General features: G+C 62.8%; 19 protein-coding genes. 8 read left to right on the top strand and 11 right to left on the bottom strand.

From position 1 onward, the window contains the following. Nucleotides 1-99: 99 nt before the first annotated feature. Genes PCA10_RS31190 through PCA10_RS24745 form a run of 3 tightly spaced genes read right to left on the bottom strand, consistent with a single transcriptional unit; the run spans nt 100 to nt 2,517 of the window. On the bottom strand, nt 100-1,083 hold the full coding sequence (locus PCA10_RS31190; RefSeq protein WP_016494825.1) for a methyl-accepting chemotaxis protein: 984 nt from the start codon (nt 1,081-1,083) through the stop codon (nt 100-102). Between the two features lie 35 nt (nt 1,084-1,118). After that, a complete protein-coding gene (locus PCA10_RS30670; RefSeq protein WP_158491052.1) occupies nt 1,119-1,262 on the bottom strand; it encodes a hypothetical protein in 144 nt (47 codons plus the stop codon). Continuing rightward, complete coding sequence (locus tag PCA10_RS24745; RefSeq protein ID WP_016494824.1) at nt 1,255-2,517, bottom strand: NAD(P)/FAD-dependent oxidoreductase; 1,263 nt, start codon at nt 2,515-2,517, stop codon at nt 1,255-1,257. Before PCA10_RS24745 ends, PCA10_RS30670 begins: the two co-directional genes overlap by 8 nt. A 502-nt stretch (nt 2,518-3,019) precedes the next feature. Here PCA10_RS24745 and PCA10_RS24740 point away from each other — a divergent pair. Continuing rightward, nucleotides 3,020-4,525 (top strand): APC family permease, encoded by a 1,506-nt coding sequence (locus tag PCA10_RS24740; protein WP_016494823.1) that lies wholly within the window; start codon nt 3,020-3,022, stop codon nt 4,523-4,525. A 182-nt stretch (nt 4,526-4,707) separates the two neighbouring features. Here the strand turns inward: PCA10_RS24740 and PCA10_RS24735 are convergent, their stop codons facing one another. The 8 genes from PCA10_RS24735 to PCA10_RS24700 all read right to left on the bottom strand — a co-directional run bounded on the left by PCA10_RS24735 (nt 4,708) and on the right by PCA10_RS24700 (nt 12,797). Then, nucleotides 4,708-5,466, bottom strand: a complete 759-nt coding sequence (locus tag PCA10_RS24735) for a cache domain-containing protein (protein WP_016494822.1) — start codon at nt 5,464-5,466, stop codon at nt 4,708-4,710. Between the two features lie 108 nt (nt 5,467-5,574). Continuing rightward, nucleotides 5,575-6,324, bottom strand: a complete 750-nt coding sequence (locus tag PCA10_RS24730) for a FadR/GntR family transcriptional regulator (protein WP_041770438.1) — start codon at nt 6,322-6,324, stop codon at nt 5,575-5,577. A 254-nt stretch (nt 6,325-6,578) separates the two neighbouring features. Next, complete coding sequence (locus PCA10_RS24725; RefSeq protein ID WP_016494820.1) at nt 6,579-7,301, bottom strand: substrate-binding periplasmic protein; 723 nt, start codon at nt 7,299-7,301, stop codon at nt 6,579-6,581. Continuing rightward, nucleotides 7,298-8,674: a glutamine synthetase family protein gene (locus PCA10_RS24720; RefSeq protein WP_016494819.1), complete on the bottom strand. Its 1,377-nt coding sequence runs from the start codon at nt 8,672-8,674 to the stop codon at nt 7,298-7,300. Before PCA10_RS24720 ends, PCA10_RS24725 begins: the two co-directional genes overlap by 4 nt. 309 nt (nt 8,675-8,983) lie before the next feature. Next, a complete protein-coding gene (locus tag PCA10_RS24715; protein ID WP_016494818.1) occupies nt 8,984-9,703 on the bottom strand; it encodes a type 1 glutamine amidotransferase in 720 nt (239 codons plus the stop codon). A 144-nt stretch (nt 9,704-9,847) separates the two neighbouring features. Continuing rightward, nucleotides 9,848-10,288: a flavodoxin domain-containing protein gene (locus PCA10_RS24710; protein ID WP_016494817.1), complete on the bottom strand. Its 441-nt coding sequence runs from the start codon at nt 10,286-10,288 to the stop codon at nt 9,848-9,850. Beyond that, a complete protein-coding gene (locus tag PCA10_RS24705) occupies nt 10,285-11,580 on the bottom strand; it encodes an FAD-dependent oxidoreductase (protein WP_016494816.1) in 1,296 nt (431 codons plus the stop codon). The genes PCA10_RS24710 and PCA10_RS24705 overlap by 4 nt, the downstream gene beginning before the upstream one ends. A 2-nt stretch (nt 11,581-11,582) precedes the next feature. After that, the gene (locus PCA10_RS24700; RefSeq protein WP_016494815.1) at nt 11,583-12,797 is read right to left on the bottom strand and encodes a cytochrome P450; all 1,215 of its coding nucleotides are present in this window, start codon (nt 12,795-12,797) and stop codon (nt 11,583-11,585) included. Nucleotides 12,798-13,119: 322 nt separating this feature from the next. On the opposite strand from PCA10_RS24700, the gene PCA10_RS24695 reads away from it, so the two are divergent. The 7 genes from PCA10_RS24695 to PCA10_RS24665 all read left to right on the top strand — a co-directional run bounded on the left by PCA10_RS24695 (nt 13,120) and on the right by PCA10_RS24665 (nt 24,623). Next, complete coding sequence (locus PCA10_RS24695; RefSeq protein WP_016494814.1) at nt 13,120-13,797, top strand: type 1 glutamine amidotransferase; 678 nt, start codon at nt 13,120-13,122, stop codon at nt 13,795-13,797. 79 nt (nt 13,798-13,876) lie between these two features. Further along, on the top strand, nt 13,877-15,370 hold the full coding sequence (locus tag PCA10_RS24690; RefSeq protein ID WP_016494813.1) for an aldehyde dehydrogenase: 1,494 nt from the start codon (nt 13,877-13,879) through the stop codon (nt 15,368-15,370). A gap of 106 nt (nt 15,371-15,476) precedes the next feature. Then, nucleotides 15,477-16,868, top strand: coding sequence for an aspartate aminotransferase family protein (locus PCA10_RS24685; RefSeq protein ID WP_016494812.1), 1,392 nt, complete (start codon nt 15,477-15,479; stop codon nt 16,866-16,868). A gap of 934 nt (nt 16,869-17,802) precedes the next feature. Next, nucleotides 17,803-19,416, top strand: a complete 1,614-nt coding sequence (locus tag PCA10_RS24680) for a class I SAM-dependent DNA methyltransferase (protein WP_016494811.1) — start codon at nt 17,803-17,805, stop codon at nt 19,414-19,416. After that, nucleotides 19,406-20,752 (top strand): restriction endonuclease subunit S, encoded by a 1,347-nt coding sequence (locus PCA10_RS24675; RefSeq protein WP_016494810.1) that lies wholly within the window; start codon nt 19,406-19,408, stop codon nt 20,750-20,752. The genes PCA10_RS24680 and PCA10_RS24675 overlap by 11 nt, the downstream gene beginning before the upstream one ends. After that, the gene (locus PCA10_RS24670; protein ID WP_016494809.1) at nt 20,749-21,492 is read left to right on the top strand and encodes an abortive infection family protein; all 744 of its coding nucleotides are present in this window, start codon (nt 20,749-20,751) and stop codon (nt 21,490-21,492) included. The genes PCA10_RS24675 and PCA10_RS24670 overlap by 4 nt, the downstream gene beginning before the upstream one ends. Continuing rightward, nucleotides 21,492-24,623, top strand: coding sequence for a type I restriction endonuclease subunit R (locus PCA10_RS24665; RefSeq protein ID WP_016494808.1), 3,132 nt, complete (start codon nt 21,492-21,494; stop codon nt 24,621-24,623). Before PCA10_RS24670 ends, PCA10_RS24665 begins: the two co-directional genes overlap by 1 nt. Nucleotides 24,624-24,726: the final 103 nt, after the last annotated feature.

The raw sequence follows: 24,726 nt of genomic DNA, 5'->3' as shown, positions 1-24,726 counted from the left end.
GCGCCTTCGTAAGGAGTCGTGGCGGGGAGGGCGAAAGTCGCGGTGGCGATGATCGAACGGGGAATGGGGCCTTCGAATCTGCAAGGCCCCGTGTCGTCGCTACGCAGATCGCGAGGCGAGCATTTCCTGGATCTTCTGTGTCGCTTCGCGGGTCCTGCCCGCGAGCTTCTTCACCTCGTCGGCGACGACGGAGAAGCCGCGGCCGACGTCGCCCGCACGGGCCGCCTCTATCGCCGCGTTCAGGGCCAGCATGTTGGTTTGATCGGCGATGCCCTTGATCACCCCGACCACTTGCGATATCTGCTCGTAGGTCGCCTGAATCCCTGCCAGCTCGCGTGCGTGAAGCGTTTCGGCCAGTTTCTCGTCGGAGATGTCCCGCACCGCCCCGATCACGCGACACAGTGTGCCGTTGCGGTCCTTCACGCCCTGGCCCCGTTCGCGGTACCAGGTTTCGCCCCGGGTCTTGTGCCGTATGCGGTACTCGACCGTGTAGGCGGAGGAGAAGTCACCGGATCGCGCATAGTCGGTCACGACCTTCATCATGCGTTTCAGGTCATCCTGATCGACCACTTCCGAGTAGCGTTCCCAGCCGTCGGGGAACTCGCTCTCCGAGTAGCCGATGAGCTCCCGGAACTGCTTGGACCAGCGCGGCACATTCGCCGGGTTGTCGATATCGCCATCCAGGACTGACAGTTCCCAGCAGCCCTCGGTGAGGGTCTGCTTGGTGATCTCCCAGACCTGCTCGTCCTGAAGGTGCCGCTGGATCTGCTCGGCGAGCGCGATCTCGTCGCCTTGGCGCCGTTCGATCTCGCTGCGCAGCGTGGCGGCTTCTTCCCGCGATTGCCTAAGGGCCTGCTTCAGGTCTTCGACAAGGTCGTGCTCCATGGCGGTTGCCGCGCGCTGTGCTTGAGTGTCGGCAGGTGGCGCGATTCGATGGGCGAGCCTTGCCAGGCATTCCGCGAGCGCGTGGTGTCGACTGATATGGGGTTTGCCGCCCAGCTCATCCGGCTGGTCGCGCAGCAGCGATTCGATGTAATCGACTATTTCCCCTGCCAGGCGCCTGGGCGTTTTATTGGTGAACATGAGCCCTCCTTGCTGCTCCGGTGAGTGGCGTTCGCTCAGTAGTTGAGGCTGAAGTTGGCGAAGATCCCGATCAGGCAATCGAGCAGGGAGGTCTTCTTCGCAGGCGAGGGGGGAGGCGTGAACCTGCTGTTCTCGTCGATCATCACGCCGATCTCGAAGCTTCCTATTACGTCATGCATGCTCCAGTGCCTCTTGTTGGGGTTCTTCCAGGGAGTTGGCGACCAGTTGCCGGAATGCCCGGGTTCTATGGGGCAGGTTGACCAGCAGGACGCCGGTCACGACGGTGCCCTTGAGGTAGCCGATCGCAAGCGTGCTGCGGTCGTCGAGCGGCTGGCTCGGGTCACCGTCCAGGACGCACATCTTCTGGCCGTATCCAGGCGCGCCGATGACCTGGAGTCGCAGGGAAAACAGGTTGCTCTCCTGTTGCGGCAGCGGTCGGAATGGCGTGGTCCGGGGTTTCCGGCAGAGCAGTTGAGCCGTCAGGGAAACGGCCGCGCGGCGTGCCGTCTCGTCGGGGGCGGCCCAGTGCTCCGGGCGTTGCGTGATGGCCCGATACAGTGGATTGACGAAGCGAGCCACATCGCCCACAGCAACGACACCTGGGTGTCCTGGCAGTTGGAGCCGGTCGTTGCAGAGCACGCCGTCGTGCAGGTCGAGCCCGTTTCCCGCGAGCCAGTTGACGTTGCCCTGGAAGCCGAGCGTCTCGACCACGATCTCGGTTGGCAGCAATGAGCCATTGCTGAGCCGAAGTCCGTTGAGCTCACCGATCGCCGACGTGCTGAAGCCTTCGACGCGCTGCCCCAGGACGAACCTGACGCCGCGTGCTTCCTGGTAGCGTTGCAGCAATCGGCCCACCAGCGACCCGAGGGGGCGCTCCATCGGCGCCGTGTTCGAGTCGATGACTGTCACGGCACAGCCCAGTTGCGTCGCCGTCGCCGCTATCTCGCAGGCGAGGAAGCCGGCCCCCACGATCGTGACCTTGCGGCCGGCCGTCAGCCGCGACCGCAGCCGGGTGGCATCCTCGAGCGTATGCACGACAAAACGTTGCTCCTCATGTCCGTGGAGCGCGAGCCGCCGGGGACGCAGCCCCGTGGCGATCACCAGGCCATCCCAGCGAACGCGCTGTCCATCGGCCAGGGTCAGCTGCTTGTCCTCGATCGAGCATGAAACGGCGGGGTTTCCGAGCCGCCAGTCGACCTCACCGAGGAGCGGGCTCCGTGGTAGCGCCAGGGCTTCGAGGAAGGGCTTGCCGAGTGAGCTCCGCGCATCGACCCCGGCGCTTTCCAGGTGCCTGGACAGGAGCGATCTGTCGTAAGGCATCCAGGGTTCGGCACCCACCACTGAAATGGCGTCCGTCCATCCGTTGCCGCGTAGTTGCTCCACGGCCTTGAGGCCGGCGAGCGATGCGCCAACGACCACTATCCGTTTCGCCAAGGCGTTCTCCTCAGCGCAAACGCATTGAGCCGTTGCGGGGGAGCGGCGAGACGCCTTGGCGCGAAGTACAGGCGAGCACGCATTGCTGGGTAGGCGTTCATGGGGCTTTCAGCGCTCAGGGTCGAGTACAGCAGGTTGCTGCGGGGTTCTTCCGTACCCGCTATTGCCGGCACTCGCGGTGCCGGTGAGGGGAGGGCGGATAGGTGAATAAAAATATGAATACAGATGTTTAGTCAAGCTTCATGGCGCTCGCTTTTTGCTCGCGCGGTGAGGATTTCTCCGTAAATCCGTCCGTGTCGGCGCTTTTTGGTCTTTTTAATAGCTGTTATGAATGATGATGGCCTTTAAATACAAAGATATGTCATTTGACCTAATATGTTTTTGGGGATATTTCTAGGCTGTGTCGCAACCAAAGCCGGCGCACCACCAAGGCCTGGGTACCCGAACAGGCCCATCCATCCCGTCACTGCCCGAAAACACAAAAAATACACGAGGTAGCATGATGTCCGATCATCACGTAAACACCCCCCTGGACGCCGATGCGGAGCGATTGGCGTCGCTGGGGTACAAGTCCGAGTTCCGCCGGGACATGAGCCTGTGGGCGAACTTCGCGCTTGGCTTCACGTACCTGTCGCCGGTTGTGGGCATCTACACCCTCTTCGCCACCTCGCTGGCATTGGGCGGGCCACCGATGATCTGGGCGCTGTTGATCGCCGGTGTCGGCCAGATGCTGGTAGCCCTGGTCTTCGGGGAAATCGTTTCCCAGTATCCGCTGGCCGGTGGCGTGTACCCCTGGGCGCGCCGCCTGTGGGGCCGGAAGTGGGCCTGGATGACCGGCTGGGTCTATGTGATGGCGTTGTTCTCGACCATCGCTGGCGTCGCCTATGGCGCCGCGCCTTACACGGCGGCCATCGTTGGCTTCGAGCCGACCACCGGGGCGACCGTGCTGTGCGCCCTGGCGGTGCTCGCACTGGCCACCGCGATCAACCTGATGGGCACCCGGGTGCTGGCCCAGGCCGCGATCATCGGTTTCGTGGCGGAGATCCTCGGCGCCCTCGTGGTCGGTGGCTACCTGCTGATCTTCGAACGCCATCATGATCTGAGCGTCCTGTTCGACAGTTTCGGCGCCGAAGGCGACGGCAGCTACCTGAGCGCGTTCCTGGCCGCCAGCCTGATCGGTGTCTTCCAGTACTACGGCTTCGAAGCGTGCGGGGATGTGGCCGAAGAAGTGCCGAATCCCGGCCGGCGTATCCCGAAATCCATGCGCCGCACCATCTACATCGGCGGCGCCGCCGCCACCTTCGTCTGCCTGGCCCTCACCTTGTCGGTGGTGGATTTCCATGCCGTCATCAAGGGTGAAGGCGGTGACCCGGTTACCGGTGTGCTGACCTCCGCGTTCGGTCCGGTCGGGGCCTGGGCCGTCATCGGCGTGGTGCTGATCTCGTTCCTGTCCTGCGCCATGAGCCTGCAGGCCGCCGCCAGCCGCCTGGTGTACGCCTATGCACGGGACAAGATGGTGTTCGGCAGCGGCCTGTTGTCGCGGTTCTCGCAGGAACGCCATGTCCCGCCCTACGCGCTGCTGCTGTCGGCGATCCTTCCGGGGATCATCGTCGTGGGCTCGATGGTATCCACCGATGCCCTGCTGAAGATCATTTCCTTCTCCTCGGTCGGCATCTACATCGCCTTCCAGATGGTGGTGCTCGCCGCCCTGCGTGCGCGTCTCAAGGGTTGGAAACCCTCGGGCGAGTACCAACTGGGCCGCTACGGTATGCCGGTCACCGTCGGCGCCCTGGTTTACGGCGTCGCGGCTGTCGTGAACATCTGCTGGCCACGCACGCCGGATGCGGCCTGGTATGACAACTGGATTGTGCTGCTGTCGGCTGCGGCGGTCATGGTCATCGGTTTCCTCTACATGGGCATCTCCCGCCCCCACAGCCGTAGCGACGCCCCCCATGGGGACGCCATTCCCGGCGGCGGCTTCCAGCGCGCGGCGGTGAACGCCGTCTAGCCCCCGGCCTTTCATACCCCCACCAATACGCCCTTGCTTGCAAGGGCGTATTGCATTCCGGCGGCAAAAGCCGGGCAGCCGTTCCGGCCGGGGCGCTCGGCGAGCGGGGGAGTCAGGGGAGGGGGAATTGCGATGAGCGGGGAGGCGCCGGCTTGGCGCCTTTCCCGCGGGGAGCGGTGGCCTTAGGCGGCGCCGATCATGTTGCGCTGATAGGGGCGCTGAATCAGCGACCAATGGGCCGCTGCTTCGCCCAGTTCGATGATCCGACAGTCGACCTCGGTGCGATTGAAGGCATGGTGGGCCATCTCGCCCACGGTGAAGTTCGCGGTGTTGGCTGCGACGACGCGACCTTCCTCGGTCACGATCAGCGCCTCGTGCTCCATCTTCATCAGGCTGGACAGCAGCACGCGCTCGAAGCGATGCAGGGCGATGTCGGCACCGGCGATCCCCACGAAACGGCCGTCCACATAGATGGGCATCGAGAACGTCAGGATGTACATGTCGGCGCCGTACAGGTCGACGTAGGGACCGACGACGATGTTGCGGCCCGTCTCCCTCGGACGGGAGAACCAGGGCATGCTCTGGTAGTTGTAATAGCTTTCGCTGCGGCGATTGAAGTTGAGGGTCATGGGAATGACCTTGCCGGATGCGCCCATGCGCCACCATTCGAGGTACATCTCGTGATCGGCCAGTTCCCCCGGCTCGATCACCACGCCTGTGCCGTGCATGGGGGTGCGTTCGGCCAGCAGATGGGCATCGATCTTCGGTTTGAGGCAGGCCAGGTCCTTCGACGTCGGTTTGCGGCCTTCCGCACCAAGGCGCTTCCAGGTGTGGATAACCTCGTCGGCCAGCACCGTCAGTTGGTTGAATACGTTACCGATCGAGGCATTGATGCGAGATGCGCACTCGTTGAGTTCGTCTCGAAGAATCTCTGCAGGCATGGCTTACCGTCTCGCTGCATGTGGTCGGGTCTGAATTCGTGTGAGTAGGTTTCACACACAATCCCTGAACTTTCTTGCTCCAGAAGCAGGCAGCAAGGGGTGTGCCATTCACTCTTCTTCTTGAGCTAAAAGATTTAGCCTCAGATCTATAAGCCTTTTAATGCCACGGGTGACGTGGGCCTCGGCCAGCGCGCCGGCCAGGTTGGGGTCACCGGCAACGATCGCGTCGGCGATGGCGCGATGTTCCTGCTGCACCGCTTCGGGGCTCTGGGCACCCGATACCGGAATCCACAGCAGCTCGCCGATTTCCGCCTGCAGGCTCATTTCCGCATGGGTCAGCCGCACGGACTGCGCGGCCACGGCGATCTCGATATGGAAACGCGCATCCGCGCGGCGTCTCTCCATCCGGGTCGTCGCTTCCCCCAGCGCCCTGATGTAGTGCTCGAGACGCGCATGGTGTTCCCGGGCGGAGCGCTTGGCCGCCAGCCGTGCCGCCGTGCCGGAGATCGCGATGTGCTCATCGCAGAGGTCGCGCAGCTCCAGGGCGCTCATCTCCGTCAGGCGGGAAAAGAGCAGTTCCTCGGATATCTCCACCGGTGGGCAGACGAAGCTGCCCCCGTTGCGGCCCCGACGGGTTTCGATCAGCCCGCGCTCGCGCAGGTAGGCGAGGGCTTCGCGCAGCGTCACGGTGGCGACGCCGAACTGCATCGCCAGCTCGCTTTCGCTCGGCAGTTGCTCACCCTCGGCGAACAGGCCGAGGTCGATCACTTCGATCAGGCGGCGCACCACCTCTTCGGTTCGCCCTTCCTGGCGCAGCCGCATGAAAGAGGCTGTACGTGCGCTCGTGGTTTCATTCATACCCATTCTGCCGGCCTGAAGTACCTTCACCTGCTGCCAGGTGACAATTCCCCCCTGCCCATCCTCCGTCTGTGTGCACTCGATGCGCGTGGAAATTTACCAGAGTTTCCGTCTCTCACACCCTTGTAACCTCTTTCCAGATGTATTGATTGTTCTTGTCATCAAAAAAGGCCGCTCCCCGGTCGGGGAGCGGCCTCAAGAAGCCCGCCGGGTGACGGCGGGCTCCGACCAGCTGAGAGCAGGGTGAGGCTGCCTCAGGTGTTTCCGAACGGGTAGGCCAGGGACGGCATCCATTTGCGCCAGATCCGCTCCAGCTGCCCGTTGGCCTTCACGGTCGCCAGTGCCTGGTCGACCTGGCTGAGAAGCTGGCCATTGCCCTTCTTCACCGCGATCCCCCAGCGGTTCTGCGTCGGCACGCTGAAGCCGATGGCCAGGTCGGCCTCCTCGGCGAGCGGTACCAGCGCCACGTCGTCGTCGACGAAGGCGTCGATGCTGCCGTCGCGCAGGGCCTGGACCATGTCCCCCAGGACATCGTCACTGTCGCCGCCGAAAGGCACGCAGATGCAGCCGGTGAAGGTCTCGGCCAGCGCCATGTTCAGGCTGTTGGCGATGGCCCCGACCTTCTTGCCGACCAGGTCGGCCGGGCGGCGGGCGCTGCTGCCGCGCAATACCATCACCGCCTCGTCGAACACCGCATAGGGCTCGGTGAAGTCGGCGAGTGTCTTGCGGTAGTCGGAAATGCCCTGGCCGCACAGCACGAACTCGCCCTCGCCGGCCTGCAGGGCCGGGTAGAAGTCGGCCCAGTTCTGGTAGGCGAACGAACTGGGGAGGCCCAGGGTCTCCGCCAGCAGGCGACCGAGATCCGACTCGTAGCCATGCCGATAGCCCTTGTCGTCCTTCCAGAACAGCGGCGGTGCCGGCAGGTCGCAGCAGATGATCCGCAGTTCGCGCAGGGTGCCTTTGCTGATGGCATTCATGGCAGGTAGTCCAGGTACATCTTGCGTTCCCAGTCGGTGACCACGCCGCAGGAGCGCGCCCACTCGTCCGCCTTCAGGTCGCGGTAGAGCTTGCTCATCTCGGCGGGCACGGCGTTGCGTACCACCTCGTCCTGATCGAATGCCTGGACGGCTTCACCCAGGGTCAGCGGCAGGCGCCACGCCACGTTGCCACCTTCGACGTAGCTGTCCTTGCTTTCGGACGGGCCCGGCTCGATCCGGTTGCGCAGGCCGTCGAGCATGGCCGCCAGCAACAGGGTGTGGGACAGGTAGGGGTTCACGCTGGCGTCGGGGAGCTTGTATTCCAGGCGGCCGTTGGCGGACAGGCGCACGGTGCAGGTCTTGTTGTCCATGCCCCAGTTGATGCGGGTGGGGGCGAACTGGCCGGTGTCCCAGAAGCGCTTGTAGGAGTTCACGGTCGAGGCCATGACCATCATCGAGCCCGGAGCGTGGGAGAGCATGCCGCCGAGGGCGTGCAGGCCGGTTTCGGTCAGGTGCAGCTCGCGACGGCCCGGCTCGGCCAGGACGTTCTGGTCGCCTTTCCACAGGCTGACGTTGTGGTGGCAGCCGTTGCCCATGCTGCCGGTGCTCGGTTTCGGCATGAAGCTGGCGGTCACGCCGAATTCGCGCGCCACCTGGCGGCAGATCAGGCGGTAGGTCATCAGGCGGTCGGCGGTGAGTTCGCAGGAGTCGAACATCCAGTTCAGCTCGAGCTGGCCCGGGTCCTCGTAGTCGCCTTCGATCATGTCCAGGCCCATGGCGCCGGCGTATTCCATGACGCGCTTGTAGATCGGCCGCATGAGTTCGAGGTTGCCCAGGTGATAGGCGGGGCTCGCGCCCGGGCGTACCTGCACTTCGAGTTTCTCGCCGAACCAGGTCATCTCCGGTTCGCAACCGGACTTCAGGCGCAGGCCGGTTTCCTTGATGAAGGCTTCGTGGGAGCGGATCAGGTGGCCGCGCGCGTCGGTGGCCAGGGGCGCGCCGCCGTTCTCGAGGCGGTGATCGGGTTCGTACAGGCGGCAGAAGAAGGCGCCGATGGAGCGGTCCCAGGGCAGTACCTGGAAGCTGCCGATATCCGGCAGGGCGGTGAATTCGGCGGCTTGTGCGCCACCGCCGAGCAGCTCGCCGGAGCGGGAGGTCTGCAGGTCGGAGATCGCGGTGCGGTGGAACTGCACGCCCTTCTCGAGATTGCGCAGCAGGTGCTTGGCCGGGACCACCTTGGCGATCACGCGACCGGAAAGGGTGACCACCTGGTAGTAGAGGTACTCGACGCCGCTTTCGCGGATTCGGGCCGCGAGCTCCTGGGCTGAGCTGGAACTGGTGTTGTGTTCCCGGTGAAGGTCTAGCGCTGTCATTGGCGTTCTCCTCTGGCGCAGCGTTCGCAAGGCTCGGCGGCTGCTTGATTCTTGTTACTCCTGCTCTGGTGGCCTCTGTCGATGCCTGGCAGGAACGATTTAAATTTAAAATATGGTTTTATATCTTTCAACAGGTTTTTTTACGAAATCGATGGGGAGGAATTCGTGTTTCGGAGGCGAGCGGAAATCAGCGGAAACGCGGGAATGCGTCCGCCGTGCTCAGTGGCTCAGCGAGGGGAAGATGAAGCTGGAATGGCGGCGGTCGTGCCCACCGAAATGGCCGGCACGACGTGGCAAAGCCCCGTGGAATCAGGGTTTGGCGTGTTCGCGGAAGAACGACGCAGCCCAGTCGGCTATCTGCCGGTTGTCGACTTCAAGGCTCTCGATGCTGTCCAGCGCACCCTGGGAGACCGTTTCCGGCAGTAGCGAACCGCGGAACTTGGTCGCCAGGGCGTGGATGTACGCGGCCGTGAACTCGGGGTGGTACTGCACCGAGAGGGCCGGAAAATCATATGAAATCACACCATTAAGGCAGTGGAAGGAACCGCCGATGCAGGTCGCGCCGGGAGGCAGGGTGGTCACCTGGTCCTGGTGGAAGATGTAGGCGGCCGCGGCCGACGGGCCGGCGTTCTCCAGGTATTCGTAGTGCTGGGCGCCGACGCCCCAGCCGTTCTTGGCCTTGGTGGTCTGGCCGCCGTAGGCGTCGGCCATGATCTGGTGGCCGAAGCAGATGCCGAAGACCGGGATGGACCGTGCCTTGAGCGCCTGCAGGAACTCGATGAGCGCCAGCATCCAGGGGGCGCGTTCATAGGCGCTGTACTTGGAGCCGGAGAGGATGTAGCCGTCGAACGCGTCGGACTCGGGGAGGGTTTCGCCCGCGACCGGCGAGATGTAGGTGAACGTGGCGTCCGGCAGGAAGGGGGCGATCCAGCGTTCGATCATCGAGGGGTACGAACCGAATTCGCCGACCAGGTCGTCCGGCGTCTGCCCATTCTCGAGGATGCAGATGTTGAGTGTCTTGGAAGTCATGGTTCACCTTCAGCACGGGCCGGGGCGTGCTCATCATGCACCCGGCACCGGCGTTGTTGCGCGGAAGTTGTTGGGCGGTCCTGCATCCTACAACGGGACGCCGCCCTACGCGCCGGATTGGTGGCGTCGGGCGGTCCGGTTCGTTCAGATTGCCGCGAGGATTTCCTTGGCCCACTGCATCGCGATATCGCCGGGCAGTTCGCCGCTGGAGGCATCGTGCGCGCCGCGCTCACCCACCTGCCGGCCACCCAGGGCGACCAGGCGTTCGGCGATGATCTCGCTGCCGCGGTTGAAGGTCGCGTAGAAGCTGTCGCCCAGCCCGAACACTGCGAAGCGCAGCCCCGCGAGGTCCGGCTTCTCGCTCTCCAGCGCCGCGAAGAAGGGCTGGGCGGAGTTCGGCAGTTCGCCATCGCCGTAGGTGGAGCAGACGACGATGTAGAAGGTTTCGGCGTTCAGCCCCGCCACCTGGAACTTCGACATGTCCGTGGCGGATATCTCCACCTCGTGGGCCAGGGCGTCGACGATGTCGTCGGCGACCATTTCCGCGTTGCCGGTTTCGGTGCCGAAGAGGACTTGAATGTTCATTGTTGGACTCCCGGGAAGTTCTCGTGAGCGATGCTCAGCATGTCGGATCTGTTTCTTACCTTGCGGCGCACTCGCCCATCGGGGGCGCTGCGCAGTTCGGCCTCGTCGATGCGTTTCCAGCCCTGGTAGCTGACCAGGCGCGTCTTGACGGTATCGGCGAAGGCGCTGAAGCCCGGCTTGCCGAGTGCCAGCGCTCCCTCGGCGACGGCCTGGACGATGGTGTCGGCGACGCGCTTGGAATCGGCCCGGTTCTCCGGGATGGTTCCGCTCGGCCCGCGCCTGAACCAGCCTGCGCAGTAGAGGCCGCTGGCCAGGACGCCTGAGTCGATGTCGGTGGCCGCGCCGGACAGCGCGCCGCGGCTGAGTATGGAGTCGGCGTGCTCCTGGAAGCCGATGGCGGTGATCACGCTATCGGCATCCAGGCGGATGCGTTGCCGGGCGTCAGCGGCGCCGACGAAAGAGATTCCTTCGACCCGCTGCTCGCCGTGGATGGCCTCGGGAACCCAGCCGAAGTGGAAGGTCACCTGGGTCTGTCCCGGCGTCGGCGGGCCACCGACTTCACGCAGGGCCAGGATCGCCTCGACCTTCGCCTGCTCCTGCGGATTGGCGGCCTGGGCCAGTGCGGAGCCGGCGCCGATTTCGAAGCGTACGTTGGCCAGCTTGGCCAGCTCCTTGACCATCACGGTGTCGAACTTGGCCAGCGCCGCCGGCGAGCGGCCGACGATGTCGATGGAGTCGAGCGGCGCCGAAAGCAGGTGGGTGAGGGACTCGTCCGAGAGGTCGGAACCCTCGAACTCGTCATGGGACTTGGCGAGCAGTCGCAGCAGGTCGATGGCGACGTTGCCGTTGCCGACAATCACCGTGCGCCTGCCCAGTCGCGGCACGAAATCCACTTCATCGGGATGGTCGTTGAACAGGCGGGTCATGCGGCCCGCGCCGTAGACCCGCTCCAGGTCGTCGCCCGGGATGCCCAGCGGGCGGTCGCCGTACAGGCCGGTGGCGAGCACGACGATGTCGCAGGCGCGGCGAAGCTCGTCCAGCGACAGGTCCTTGCCGATCTCCAGGTTGCCGACGAAGCGGATTCCTTCCCGCTCGAACAGGCGCTCGAACTGCCGGGTGACCGCCTTGGTGCCGGGGTGGTCGGGCGCCACGCCGTAGCGCACGAGTCCGTAGGGTACGGGCAGTCGGTCGAGCATCACGATCTCGGCTTCGGGCCACTCCTTGCGAAGCGCCTGGGCCACGTAGCACCCCGAGGGGCCGGTGCCGACTATCGCCACAGTTGGGCTGGCCATGGTCAGGCGCCTCGGTCGAATTTCATCGGCATGCTGATGGCGCCGGTGTTGCCGCTGTCGGGCAGCCATTTCACGTCGCCGTCGTAGGCCGGATTGTGCAGGCGTTGCGCGAGCAGGCTCAGCGCCTCGGTCATGTCGCCACGGGCGATGAAGTGGCCGATGCAGTGGTGGGCACCGGCGCCGAAGCCGAAGTGCGGCTGGCGCTTGGCGGTGATGTCGAAACCGGGGTTCTCGAAGGCTTTCGGGTCGGTGCCGGCGGCCTGGCTGAAGAGGTGGACGGTGGTGCCCTTCTTGATGTCCAGGCCCTGGTAGTTGAAGTCCTCCAGTGCCTCACGAGTGACCCAGGTGACGGTGGGGCGCACGCGCATCACTTCCTCTACGGCGGCCCGCGCGAGGTCGGGCTGCTCGCCCAGCAGCTTCCACTGGTCGGGGTGCTGGACGAAGGTGTCCATGGCCAGGGCGATCTGGTTCCGCGTGGTATCGATGCCGCCGAAGATGGCGAGGATGATCATGTCGTACAGCTCCTGGTCGCTCAGGGCTGCCTTGTCCTCCTCGTTGGCCCTGACCAGCATGCTCAGGAAGTCCTCGCTCAGGCCGTTCTGCTTCAGGGTTTCCACTGCGGTCTTCGCGTAGCCGTACATCTTGTCGGTGGCGGCGTTGATCTGTGCTTCGTCCTGCTTGAAGGTCACGCCCAGGGCCAGGCCCATGTCCACCGCCAACTCGGCCAGGCCGCGCCATTCGCTGCGGGGCAGCCCCAGCAACGAGCAGATGACCTGGGTGGCATAGGGCTCGGAGAACTCGGAGACGAACTCGCAATGGCCGGCATCGATGAAGCCGTCGATGATCTCGTTGGCCATTTCCTGGAATTCGGGGGTCATCTTGCGCACCAGCTTGGGCGAGAAGGCCGGGTTGGCCAGGCGACGCAGGCGGGAGTGATCGGCCCCTTCACGGCTCAGCAGCATGCGCACCCACCAGTCCGCGAAGCTCCCGGTCGCCTTGTTGTGGGCGGGCCAGGCATAGCTGCCCTGGCGCAGGCGCTGGTCGCGGATCAGGGCGTTCACCTCGTCGTAGCGCAGTACCGCGATGCCGTAAGGCGTGCGGGCGAACCAGCTCTGCTCGCGCGCCTGGGCAACCGCCTCGGAGCGCATGGAGAAGGACGGATCGGCCACATCAAGATATGGCGCGGCCTCGAGCGTGGTTGGGGCACTGGATGACATTGGGACACCTCCGATCTTGTTAAAGGCTTCTGGGGTGGACTCTCTCGGGTCGTCCCCAGGCTTTGCGCTACGCCGTTTGTTTCTCCCGGAAAGGCCTTTGGCGGCCTTCCATTGGGGGTGGATGTCTTCAATTTAAAATATGGTTTTATATCTTTCAATAGGATTTTTGCCTGCTCCTGCCCGAAGTCGTTGAAAGAAGGGCAGATGCGGGTGCTCTGGAAGGTCCGTGGGCGTGGCACAGCAGGGGGTTTTACAGGGGGATTGGCAGAAAAATATCTTTAAGATATGGTTTCATAAGTTTTGTTCTTGCCAAGGATCACCCATGAAACCCGCCCGTGCCGTAGCCATCATCCATTCCGATACCGACGTGGCCGGTAGCCTCCCGGACCTGTTCGCCGAGCTCGGTATCCCCCTGGAGGTCACCCCGGTTTCAGCTGGGCTGCCGGATCCGGAGGGCCTGGAGCTGGCCGTGGTGATGGGCAGCCCCGAGTCCGCCTACGACCACCGGCTACCCTGGCTCGCCCCCGAACTGGCATGGCTCCAGGCGGTGCAGGCGCGGGGCGTGCCGACACTGGGGATCTGCTTCGGCAGCCAGCTGCTGGCTCGTTCGCTGGGTGGCCAGGTCTATCGGAATTCGGCACCGGAAATCGGCTGGACGCCGCTGGAGACCCCCGATGGTTGGGCCCACAAGGGGCCGTGGCTGAACTTCCATTTCGATGCCTTCACGCCGCCACCCGGGGCCACGCTGCTGGGCAAGACCGAGCTCGCGGCACAGGCGTACCGCATGGGGCGCTCGATGGGCGTGCAGTTCCATCCCGAAATCGATGCGCGGATGTTCGATACCTGGACTGCCTACTGGCGCGAAACGGAGGAGGGGCGGAAGTTCCTCGCCTCGGCGGGGGACCTGCCGGAGCGCATGCGCATGGAAATCGAGGCCCGCGAGCCGGATAACCGCGCCAATTGCAGGGAGTTGCTCCGCGACTTCCTCAACCACATCTGAGGCCTGCCTCGGTAATTCTCGGGTCGCCGCGACTCGGGAACAGCCTGCGATGCCGTATCACTACAAAAAGGAGAGCTCCATGACCACCCTGACCCGTGCTGACTGGGAACAACGCGCCAAGACCGTGCAGATCGAAACCCGCGCCTTCATCCATGGCGAGTACACCGGTGCCGTCTCCGGCGAGACCTTCGACTGCATCAGCCCGGTCGACGGCCGTCTGCTGGGCCAGGTCGCCAGCTGTGACCTGGCCGATGCCGAGCTGGCGGTGAGGGATGCCCGTGCCGTGTTCGAGTCCGGTGTCTGGTCGCGCCTGGCGCCGGTCAAGCGCAAGGCCGTGATGATCCGCTTTGCCGACCTGATCGACGCCCACGCCGAAGAGCTGGCGCTGCTGGAAACCCTGGACATGGGCAAGCCGATCAGCGACTCGCTGAGCGTCGACGTGCCGGCCGCCTCCAGTGCCATCCGCTGGAGCGGCGAAGCCATCGACAAGATCTACGACGAAGTCGCCGCCACCCCGCACAACGAGCTGGGTCTGGTGACCCGCGAGCCGGTGGGCGTGGTCGCTGCCATCGTGCCGTGGAACTTCCCCCTGCTGATGACCTGCTGGAAGCTCGGCCCGGCCCTGTCCACCGGTAACTCGGTGGTGCTCAAGCCGTCCGAGAAGTCGCCGCTGACCGCCATTCGCCTGGCCCAGCTGGCCATCGAGGCCGGTATCCCGGCTGGCGTGCTCAACGTGCTGCCGGGCTTCGGCCACACCGTGGGCAAGGCCCTGGCCCTGCACATGGACGTCGACACCCTGGTGTTCACCGGCTCCACCAGGATCGCCAAGCAACTGATGATCTACGCCGGCGAATCCAACATGAAGCGCGTCTGGCTGGAAGCCGGCGGCAAGAGCCCGAACATCGTCTTCGCCGACGCCCCTGACCTGCAGGCCGCCGCCGAAGCCGCCGCTGGCGCCATCGCCTTCAACCAGGGCGAAGTCTGCACCGCCGGCTCGCGCCTCTTGGTGGAGCGTTCCATCAAGGACCAGTTCGTGCCCATGGTGGTCGAGGCGATCAAGGCCTGGAAGCCGGGCAACCCGCTGGACCCGGCGACCAACGTCGGCGCCCTGGTGGACACCACCCAGATGAACAACGTGCTGTCCTACATCCAGGCCGGCCATGACGACGGCGCCAAGCTGGTGGCCGGCGGCAAGCGCGTGCTGGAAGAGACCGGCGGCACCTACGTCGAGCCGACCATCTTCGACGGCGTGGACAACGCCATGCGCATCGCCAAGGAAGAAATCTTCGGCCCGGTGCTCTCGGTGATCGCCTTCGACAGCGAGGAAGAAGCCGTCGCCATCGCCAACGACACCATCTACGGCCTGGCCGCGGCGGTGTGGACCAACAACCTGTCCCGCGCCCACCTGGTCGGCAAGGCCCTGCGCGCCGGCAGCGTGTGGATCAACCAGTACGACGGTGGCGACATGACCGCGCCCTTCGGTGGCTTCAAGCAGTCCGGCAACGGCCGCGACAAGTCCCTGCATGCCTTCGACAAGTACACCGAGCTGAAAGCCACCTGGATCAAGCTCTGAAACAAGAGCCGCCCCACCTGCGATGAATGACCCGACCAGGGCCCGGAGACCGTCCTCCGGAGCCTTGGCGGGCTTGCCTGAGTCCCGTCCCCCGGAGTCCCGAGTCATGAACCCGTCGAAACCTTCGCTCGTCGAGCAGGACATCCTGCATCAACTTCACCCCTACACCGACGCCCGGCTGCACCAGGAGATCGGGCCACTGATCATCGAGCGCGGCGAGGGCGTCTACGTCTTCGACGACCAGGGCAAGCGCTACCTGGAGGCCATGTCGGGTCTCTGGAGCGTGGCCCTGGGGTTCAGCAACGAGCGCCTGATCAAGGCGGCGGAGCAACAGCTGCGCAAGCTGCCGTTCTATCACCTGTTCAGCCACAAGGCCCATGCGCCCAGCATCGAGCTGGCGGACAAGCTGATCGAGCTCGCCCCTGTGCCGATGAGCAAGGTGTTCTTCACCAACTCGGGCTCGGAAGCCAACGACACCGTCGTGAAGATGATCTGGTACCGCAACAACGCCATCGGCAAGCCGGCCAAGAAGAAATTCATCAGCCGCCTCAACGCCTATCACGGCATCACCACCGTCAGCGCCAGCCTCACCGGGCTGCCCGCCAACCAGCGCGGCTTCGACGTGCCGCTGCCGGGCTTCCTGCATGTCGGTTGCCCGCACCACTACCGTTACGCCAAGCCCGGGGAAACCGAGGAGCAGTTCGCTGATCGTCTGGCCGCCGAGCTGGAGAGCGTCATCCTTCGCGAAGGTCCGGAAACCATCGCGGCGTTCTACGGTGAGCCGCTGATGGGCGCCGGCGGCGTGATCGTGCCGCCGCGCACCTACTGGGACAAGATCCAGGCCGTGTGCCGCAAGTACGACATCCTGGTGGTCGCCGACGAAGTCATCTGCGGCTTCGGCCGTACCGGCCGGATGTTCGGCAGCGAGACGTTCGGCATCGAGCCGGATGTCATGGTGGTCTCCAAGCAGTTGTCGTCTTCCTACCAGCCCATCGCGGCCATCCTGATCAACGAGGAGGTCTTCCAGGGCATCGCCGACCAGAGCCATGCCTTCGGTACCCTCGGGCACGGCTTCACGGGGAGTGGCCACCCGGTTGCGACCGCCGTGGCGCTGGAGAACATCAGGATCATCGAGGAAGAACGCCTGGTCGAACATGCCGCCGAAATGGGGGAACTGCTCCAGGCCGGATTGGCCCGTTTCGCCGATCACCCCCTGGTGGGGGAGGTGCGTGGCCGTGGCCTGATCTCCGCGGTGGAATTGGTGGCCGACCGTACGACCAAGGCGCCGATGGGCAGCGTTGGCACGCTGGGCCGCTACCTGGCGGGCCGGGCCCAGGAGCACGGCATGATTACCCGGGCGATGGGGGACTCGATCGCCTTCTGTCCGCCCCTCGTTTCCACGAAAGCGGAGATCCAGCTTGTCCTGGATACCTTCGGGCGTGCCCTCGCCGACACCGAGCGCTGGTTGTCCATGGCCGCTACGACGGCCGAAGCCTGAGGCTCGGAGGTCTCTACGAAACCAAGGCCATGCGGACATTGCGCGCTTCCTTCGGGAAGCGTCATTGACTGCACGTGAGACGATACTTTCTGACGCGCAAAGAAAAAGCCCCCGAAATTCGCTAGGAAGTTCGAGGGCTTAGTCTTGGTTTTTGGTGGGCCGGGGTTGTTTGAACGTGCTATCTAAGTAATTGCTTATACTGGGTTTTTTATTATCAAAAAGTATTTGGGATACATCAGGGGATACATATCCCAGGCTGCTGGGGGCGTTTGCACTCGATTGTCGAGGGCGGCCGCTAGCTGTTTCCGTGGATACCAAGCTTGGCTACCGGGCTTGGATACCAAGCGGATAGCAGGAGTTCGAAGGCCTCCAGGTATCGTCTGAAGATGTGGTTTCCGTGGTAACCACCTTGGAAACCTTGCGTGGTAACTGGCTGATTCGCTGTTAACCAGTCTGTTAAGGCGCTCTGTTAACTACCCGGATTCCCTGCGTACCAGCTTGCGTACCGCGTGCTGCGTACCACCTTCCGCAGTAGCTCAGCCCACTACCTTTCCTTGTCCGGCCCGAGTGGCCGTTGCATACGAACGCATATGCCATCATTTGTCTGATCGACTGGGGCTCCAGCGGAGTAAACTCGCCAGCTTTGCTGGCTCATCTTAGGAGTGGTTGCGTGAACACGGAGAATCATTCTCAGACTTCCGCCTTCCTGTGGTCCATTGATGACCTGTTGCACGGCGACTTCCAGCAGTCCCAGTAGGGCCGCATCATCCTTCCGCTTCGAGTTGGGCTGCTCGCCCAATCACAGCCTCAAAGATTAACAGTTCCGCCTGAGGCTCAGTGATCCCCAGGCGTTGTACCGAGCAGAGAACGCCAGGCTTGCTGCTGGGTATTAAGCCCTGGCGGCGATGGCATCAAACAAATAGGAAAGAACACGATGGCACTGAACGACACGAGCAAGAACGGCAATGGGGGCAACCTCGGCTTCGAGGCCGAACTCTTCAAGGCCGCCGACAAGCTGCGCGGCAACATGGAGCCGTCTGACTACAAGCACGTCGCGCTCGGCCTCATTTTCCTGAAGTACATCTCCGACGCCTTCGAGGCCAAGCGTAAAGCACTTTTGGCTGAAGACGCGCAAGCGGCTGAGGACAAGGATGAATACCTCGCAGACAACGTGTTCTGGGTGCCGAAAGAGGCGCGTTGGTCGCACTTGCAGGCCAATGCCAAGCTGCCCACCATCGGCACCTTGATCGATGATGCGATGCGCTCCATCGAGAAGGACAACGAATCGCTCAAGGGCGTATTGCCCAAAGACTACGCCCGCCCCGCGTTAAACAAGGTGATGCTGGGCGAGCTGATCGACCTGATCTCCGGTATTGCGCTCAACGAGGAAGGCGACCGCTCCAAGGACATCCTCGGGCGCGTGTACGAGTATTTCCTGGGTCAGTTCGCCGGAGCCGAAGGCAAGCGCGGCGGAGAGTTCTACACCCCGCGTTCCGTGGTGCGCGTGCTGGTCGAGATGCTCGAACCGCTGCCTGATCCCGCGCGGGGCGTGGCAGGCCGTGTCTACGACCCCTGCTGCGGCTCGGGCGGCATGTTCGTGCAGTCGGAGAAATTCGTGCAGGAGCACGGAGGCCGTATTGGCGACATCGCCATCTACGGCCAGGAATCGAACTACGTAACTTGGCGCCTGGCCAAGATGAACCTTGCAGTGCGTGGTATTGATTCCAAGATTTTCTGGAACAACGAAGGCAGCTTTCACAAGGACGAGTTTGCAGCTCAACGCGGTGGTGACGGCGCTCCAATGAAAGCGGACTTCATCCTCGCCAACCCGCCGTTCAATATTTCAGATTGGGGCGGCGACCGTTTGCGTGAAGATGTGCGCTGGAAGTTCGGCGTGCCGCCGGTGGGCAATGCCAACTACGCGTGGCTGCAGCACATCTACCACCATCTTGCGCCCAATGGCACTGCGGGTGTGGTGCTGGCCAACGGCTCGATGAGCTCGAACCAGTCCGGCGAGGGCGAGATCCGCAAGGCCATGATTGAAGCTGACGCGGTGGATTGCATGGTGGCGCTGCCCGGGCAGCTCTTCTACTCCACGCAGATCCCCGCCTGTCTGTGGTTCCTGGCCCGCAACAAGAACCCCGCCAGTGGCAAAGCCGGTGGTTTGCGCGACCGTCGCGGGCAGGTGCTGTTCATCGACGCCCGCAAACTGGGTGTGCTTGTGGATCGTACTCGGCGCGAACTCACGGACGAGGAAATACAGAGGATTGCGGACACCTACCATGCCTGGCGCGGGGAAGAGGGCGCGGGTGAATACGCCGACGTGGCGGGCTTCTGCAAGTCAGCATCAATCGAGGACATCCGCAAGTACGGCCATGTGCTGACGCCGGGGCGCTACGTGGGCGCGGCCGAACAGGAAGACGATGGCGAACCCTTCGATGAAAAGATGCTGCGACTCTCCGCGCAGTGGCGCGAGCACCGGGCGGCGGCCGCCAAGCTGGATACGGCGATTGAGGCCAACCTGAAGGAGCTTGGGTATGGCGAATGAATGGCAGGTGTTGACTGTCGATCAGATCAAGGCGAGCGACGATCGTTCGATTGCGATTGGCCCATTTGGCTCAAGGATGAAGGCCGACACTTATGTCACGTCTGGCGTTCCTGTGATTCGTGGCAACAATATCTCGGGCACTAAAATATTCTCTGGCGACTTCGTGTTCGTATCCGAGCAAACAGCAGACGAGCTGAGAGCCTGTAATGTGTTCGCGGGCGACTTAGTCTTCCCACATCGCGGGGCAATTGGGCAAGTTGGGATTGTTCCCCAAGACGGGTTCCCACGCTACATGCTTTCCACGAGTCTTATGAAGCTGACATGCGATAGGACAGTGGCTGATCCGCTTTTTGTCTTCTACTTCTTTCGATCTGTGTCTGGGCGGAATGCACTCCTGGAGCATGCATCGACAGTTGGAACTCCGGGAATCGGCCAGCCGCTTACATCCTTACGTTCAATCAAGTTGCCCATTCCGCCCCTCGAAGAACAGCGCGCCATCGCCCACATCCTTGGCACGCTGGACGACAAGATCGAACTGTTACGCAAGCAGAGTGAAACTATCGAAGCTATGGCCCGCGGCTTATACAAGGCTTGGTTCGTGGACTTCGAGCCGGTGCGCGCCAAGCTGGAAGGCCGCTGGCAGCGCGGCCAATCCCTTCCCTGCCTTCCCGCGCACCTCTACGACCTCTTCCCCGACCGGCTCGTCGAATCGGAGTTGGGGGAGATTCCGGAGGGGTGGGACGTAACGTCGCTGTCGGAGTTTTCTTCACTGAATCCAGAATCTTGGACAAAGCGGACACGCCCTGGGGAGATTCGTTATGTCGATCTTTCAAACACAAAGTGGGGGCGTATTGAAAGTGTTACGAAATACGATGCCGATGATGCCCCTAGCCGGGCACAACGAGTATTGCGTCCTCTGGATACGATTGTCGGCACCGTCCGCCCTGGAAATGGCTCCTATGCCTTGATCTCCGATGAAGGACTGACAGGTAGTACCGGGTTTGCTGTGCTTCGACCACTACGGCGTGAATGCTCCGAATTTGTTTATCTCGCCGCTACTGCACGTGAAAACATCGAGAGACTATCGAATCTGGCGGACGGCGGGGCATATCCTGCTGTTCGTCCAGAGATCGTATCTGCAACACAGGTTCCGCATGTCGGCCAAGAACTGATCAATGAGTTCTCGCGACAAGTCAGATCAATGCTTGCAGGCATTGCAGACAACGAACTCAAATCCCGCCTTCTTGCCCAACTCCGCGACACCTTGCTACCCAAGCTCATCTCCGGTGAGCTGCGCGTACCGGATGTCGATCGCATCGTCGGAGCGGCGGTATGACCATGGACTGGTTCCCAGGCATCCGCGAGGCCTGCGCGTATTGGCGTGATGCGCCAATGCTTCAGCACACATTTGAAGCATTGCAAACAAGCCTTCAGAGCGAGAGCGATGCTTCGATCGATGCCGCAAAGGGGCTCGTGGAGTGTGTTTGTCGGGTAGTTATTGACCAGCTCGACAACCCCACTTCGCCGCTGAAGCCACGGGACGAGGCAGCGATCACTGAATGGGTATCTGCTGCAATACGAGTGTTAAAACCTGGTGATGTGCGGGATAGGAAATTCGCTGACCTGATAAAGCACCACAACGGCTTGGCAGAGTCTCTCCGTGTGCTGAGAAATGACGCAGGGCCACTGAGCCACGGAAAGGATGGGTTCATCCAAGCCCTGTCGGTTTATCACCGTCGCGCGGCAATCCTTGCAGCAGATGCGCTTGTGGCCTTTCTGCACAAGGCTTATCTGGACGCGCAGCTCGACCCCCTCAGCTCCCGCGAGCCGTGGGAGCGATTCGCCAAGGACAACGCACTGATCGATGCGCACGTGGGGCTCGTAGTAGATGCTGAGGACAGCGATTTATTCACATTGCGCTTTCTACTGCCGGGCCGCAACGAGCTGCCCATCAATATCGAGGTTAGCCGTTTGCTTTACCAACTTGACCGGGACGCCTACGTCGAGGCGTTGAACGCCGCGCGCGGGGCACAGGCTCCGGATGTGGAGCCCATCGAAGAACAAGGAGAACCGTAATGGCGTTTCTGTCGGAGGCCGCTGTGGAGCAAGCGCTGCTGGATCAGCTGCGCGCTCTCGATTACAGCATCGAACGTGAGGAGGACATTGGCCCTGATGGACACCGACCAGAGCGCGAGAGTCATGATGAAGTCGTGCTCAAGAAACGGTTCGAGGACGCAGTTGCTCGCCTGAACCCTGGCCTGCCATTGGAGGCCCGGCAGGATGCCGTGCGTCGCGTGATGCAGTCCGAATTGCCCTCATTGCTCGAAGAGAACCGCCGCATCCACAAGCTGATGACCGAAGGCGTGGACGTCGAGTACTACGCCGACGACGGCACGCTGGCCGCTGGCAAGGTTGTGCTCATCGACTTCGAGCACCCGGGGCAGAACGATTGGTTGGCGGTAAGCCAGTTCGTGGTGATCAACGGCCAGAACAACCGACGGCCCGACGTGGTGGTGTTCGTGAACGGCTTGCCGCTTGGCGTGATCGAGCTGAAAGCACCGGGCAGCGCCGGGGCGCATCTACTGGGCGCGTTCAATCAACTACAGACTTACAAGAAGCAGATTCCGGCGCTGTTCAACACCAACGTACTGCTGGTGACGTCGGACGGTATTGCGGCTCGGGTGGGGTCGCTGTCGGCAGACCTTGAACGCTTCATGCCTTGGCGCACCACCGACGGCACGGCCGTTGCCCCGAAGGGCGCGCCGGAACTTTCGACACTGATTGAGGGCGTGTTCGAGCATCGCCGCCTGCTTGATGTGCTCTGTCACTTCACGGTCTTCGGCGAAACCGGTTCGGGCTTAGCCAAGATCATCGCGGGATACCACCAGTTCCACGCGGTGCGACACGCGGTCAACAGCACGGTGACGGCTTCTTCGCCGGAGGGCAATCAACGAGTCGGGGTCATCTGGCACACCCAGGGGTCCGGCAAAAGCCTGTTGATGGCGTTCTATGCCGGACAGCTCGTCAAACACCCAGAAATGGCCAACCCCACGCTGGTGGTGCTGACCGACCGGAACGACCTCGACGACCAGCTCTTCTCGACCTTTTCGATGTGCCGCGACCTGATCCGGCAGACGCCAGTACAGGCCGAGAGCCGCGAAGATCTGCAGAAGGTCTTGAACAGGGCGTCGGGCGGTGTGATTTTCACGACCTTGCAGAAGTTTGGCGAGATCGATGAGCCACTCACCAGGCGACGCAATGTGGTCGTCATCGCGGATGAAGCGCACCGCAGTCAATACGGCTTCAAGGCCAAGGTGGACGCGAAGACGGGCGAAATCTCCTACGGCTTCGCCAAGTACATGCGCGACGCTCTGCCGAAAGCCTCCTTCATCGGCTTTACCGGCACCCCCATCGAGGCGGACGACGTCAACACTCCGCAGGTATTCGGCGATTACATCGATGTCTATGACATTAGCCGTGCGGTCGAAGACGGCGCGACCGTGCCGATTTACTACGAGTCGCGGCTGGCACGTATCGAACTCGACGAGGACGAGAAGCCCAAGATCGATGCAGAGGTTGACGACCTGACCGAGGAAGATTCCGAGGCGGACCAGGAGCGTTTCAAGAAGAAATGGTCAACGGTCGAAGCCCTGGTCGGCAGTGACAAGCGCCTGGCGCTGGTGGCCAGGGACATGGTCGCCCACTTCGAGGATCGCGTGGCTGCCCTCGACGGCAAAGCGATGGTGGTGTGCATGAGCCGCCGCATCTGCGTGAAGCTCTACGACGAAATCGTCAAGTTGCGCCCGGACTGGCACAGCGACGATGACAACGCTGGCGCGGTCAAGATCGTGATGACGGGGGCGGCGAGCGATCCGCAGGAGTGGCAGAAGCACATTGGCAACAAGGCGCGGCGCGATCTGCTCGCCAAGCGCGCCCGCGACCCGAAGGACGCACTCAAACTGGTGATCGTGCGGGATATGTGGCTGACCGGCTTTGACGCACCTTGCATGCACACGATGTACGTGGACAAGCCGATGCAGGGGCACGGCCTGATGCAGGCGATTGCGCGGGTAAACCGCGTGTTCCGCGATAAGCCTGCCGGGCTGATCGTGGACTACATCGGCATCGCGCAAAATCTAAAGTCGGCCCTGCAGCAGTACTCGAAGAACGATCAGGAAAACACTGGCGTCGACGAAGCGCAGGCCATCGCAGTGATGATGGAGAAGTTCGAAGTGGTACGGGATATGTACCACGGCTTCGACTACGTCTCTGCGCTGAAAGGAACGCCTCAGGAGCGCCTCGCGATGATGGCGGGAGCCATTGAGTGGATTCTCGACCTTCAGCAAAAGCTGGCGGAAAAGGAGACGACCAAGGAAGGCAAGAAGAACGCCCATCGACGATACCAGGACGCCGTGCTGGCACTTTCCAAAGCGTTCGCCTTGGCATCCGCTTCCGACGAGGCCCGAGACATTCGGGAGGAAGTCGGCTTCTTCCAGGCGATCCGTGCCGCGCTGGTCAAGAGCAGCACCGGTTCCGGAGTGACTCAGCAAGAGCGCGAGTTGGCGATCCAGCAGATTGTCAGCCGTGCGGTGGTTTCCACCGAGATCGTGGACATCCTGGCCGCGGCGGGCATCAAGAGTCCGGACATTTCCATCCTCTCCGACGAGTTTCTCGCCGAAGTTCAGCAGATGGAGAAGAAGAACCTTGCGTTGGAAGCGTTGCGCAAGCTGATCAACGACGGCATTCGCTCGCGTAGCAAGGCCAACGTGGTGCAGACCAAGGCATTCTCGGAGCGCCTGGAGGACGCCGTGGCGCGCTACCACGCCAATGCCATCACCACTGCTGAGGTGTTGCAGGAGCTGATCCAACTGGCCAAGGATATCCGCGCAGCCCGTCAGCGAGGCGAGGAGTCCGGGCTGTCCGATGAGGAGATCGCCTTCTACGACGCTTTGGCCGAGAACGAAAGTGCTGTGCAGATGATGGGCGACGACGCTCTTCGGCTGATCGCTCACGAGTTGCTTGTGAGCCTGCGTGAAAACGTATCGGTGGACTGGGCTCACCGCGACTCGGCACGAGCCCGGATGCGGGTACTGGTAAAGCGCATCTTGCGGAAGTATGGCTTCCCACCTGATCTGCAGGACTCTGCCGTGCAAACGGTGCTGCAGCAGGCTGAGGCGCTGTCGTCGGGTTGGAGCGTTTCGAGATGACGGACGCACTTGCGCGGGCCGAGTAAGAGAGTTCGCTTTTCAGCGAAACGGCAACGGAGTAGCAAACTGCCCGAGGTGCCCGATCAGCTCGACTGACTCAGTC

The organism is Pseudomonas resinovorans NBRC 106553 (assembly GCF_000412695.1).
GTDB lineage: Bacteria > Pseudomonadota > Gammaproteobacteria > Pseudomonadales > Pseudomonadaceae > Metapseudomonas > Metapseudomonas resinovorans_A.
Note: the sequence above shows the minus strand (reverse complement) of the source record. Positions and strands in the feature narration are given on the sequence as shown.

Coding starts and splice junctions, on each gene's coding strand:
- PCA10_RS31190 (WP_016494825.1), bottom strand. CDS start 1,083: ATGTTCACCAATAAAACGCCCAGGCGCCTGGCAGGGGAAATAGTCGAT.
- PCA10_RS30670 (WP_158491052.1), bottom strand. CDS start 1,262: ATGCATGACGTAATAGGAAGCTTCGAGATCGGCGTGATGATCGACGAG.
- PCA10_RS24740 (WP_016494823.1), top strand. CDS start 3,020: ATGTCCGATCATCACGTAAACACCCCCCTGGACGCCGATGCGGAGCGA.
- PCA10_RS24735 (WP_016494822.1), bottom strand. CDS start 5,466: ATGCCTGCAGAGATTCTTCGAGACGAACTCAACGAGTGCGCATCTCGC.
- PCA10_RS24730 (WP_041770438.1), bottom strand. CDS start 6,324: ATGAATGAAACCACGAGCGCACGTACAGCCTCTTTCATGCGGCTGCGC.
- PCA10_RS24725 (WP_016494820.1), bottom strand. CDS start 7,301: ATGAATGCCATCAGCAAAGGCACCCTGCGCGAACTGCGGATCATCTGC.
- PCA10_RS24720 (WP_016494819.1), bottom strand. CDS start 8,674: ATGACAGCGCTAGACCTTCACCGGGAACACAACACCAGTTCCAGCTCA.
- PCA10_RS24715 (WP_016494818.1), bottom strand. CDS start 9,703: ATGACTTCCAAGACACTCAACATCTGCATCCTCGAGAATGGGCAGACG.
- PCA10_RS24710 (WP_016494817.1), bottom strand. CDS start 10,288: ATGAACATTCAAGTCCTCTTCGGCACCGAAACCGGCAACGCGGAAATG.
- PCA10_RS24705 (WP_016494816.1), bottom strand. CDS start 11,580: ATGGCCAGCCCAACTGTGGCGATAGTCGGCACCGGCCCCTCGGGGTGC.
- PCA10_RS24700 (WP_016494815.1), bottom strand. CDS start 12,797: ATGTCATCCAGTGCCCCAACCACGCTCGAGGCCGCGCCATATCTTGAT.
- PCA10_RS24695 (WP_016494814.1), top strand. CDS start 13,120: ATGAAACCCGCCCGTGCCGTAGCCATCATCCATTCCGATACCGACGTG.
- PCA10_RS24690 (WP_016494813.1), top strand. CDS start 13,877: ATGACCACCCTGACCCGTGCTGACTGGGAACAACGCGCCAAGACCGTG.
- PCA10_RS24685 (WP_016494812.1), top strand. CDS start 15,477: ATGAACCCGTCGAAACCTTCGCTCGTCGAGCAGGACATCCTGCATCAA.
- PCA10_RS24680 (WP_016494811.1), top strand. CDS start 17,803: ATGGCACTGAACGACACGAGCAAGAACGGCAATGGGGGCAACCTCGGC.
- PCA10_RS24675 (WP_016494810.1), top strand. CDS start 19,406: ATGGCGAATGAATGGCAGGTGTTGACTGTCGATCAGATCAAGGCGAGC.
- PCA10_RS24670 (WP_016494809.1), top strand. CDS start 20,749: ATGACCATGGACTGGTTCCCAGGCATCCGCGAGGCCTGCGCGTATTGG.
- PCA10_RS24665 (WP_016494808.1), top strand. CDS start 21,492: ATGGCGTTTCTGTCGGAGGCCGCTGTGGAGCAAGCGCTGCTGGATCAG.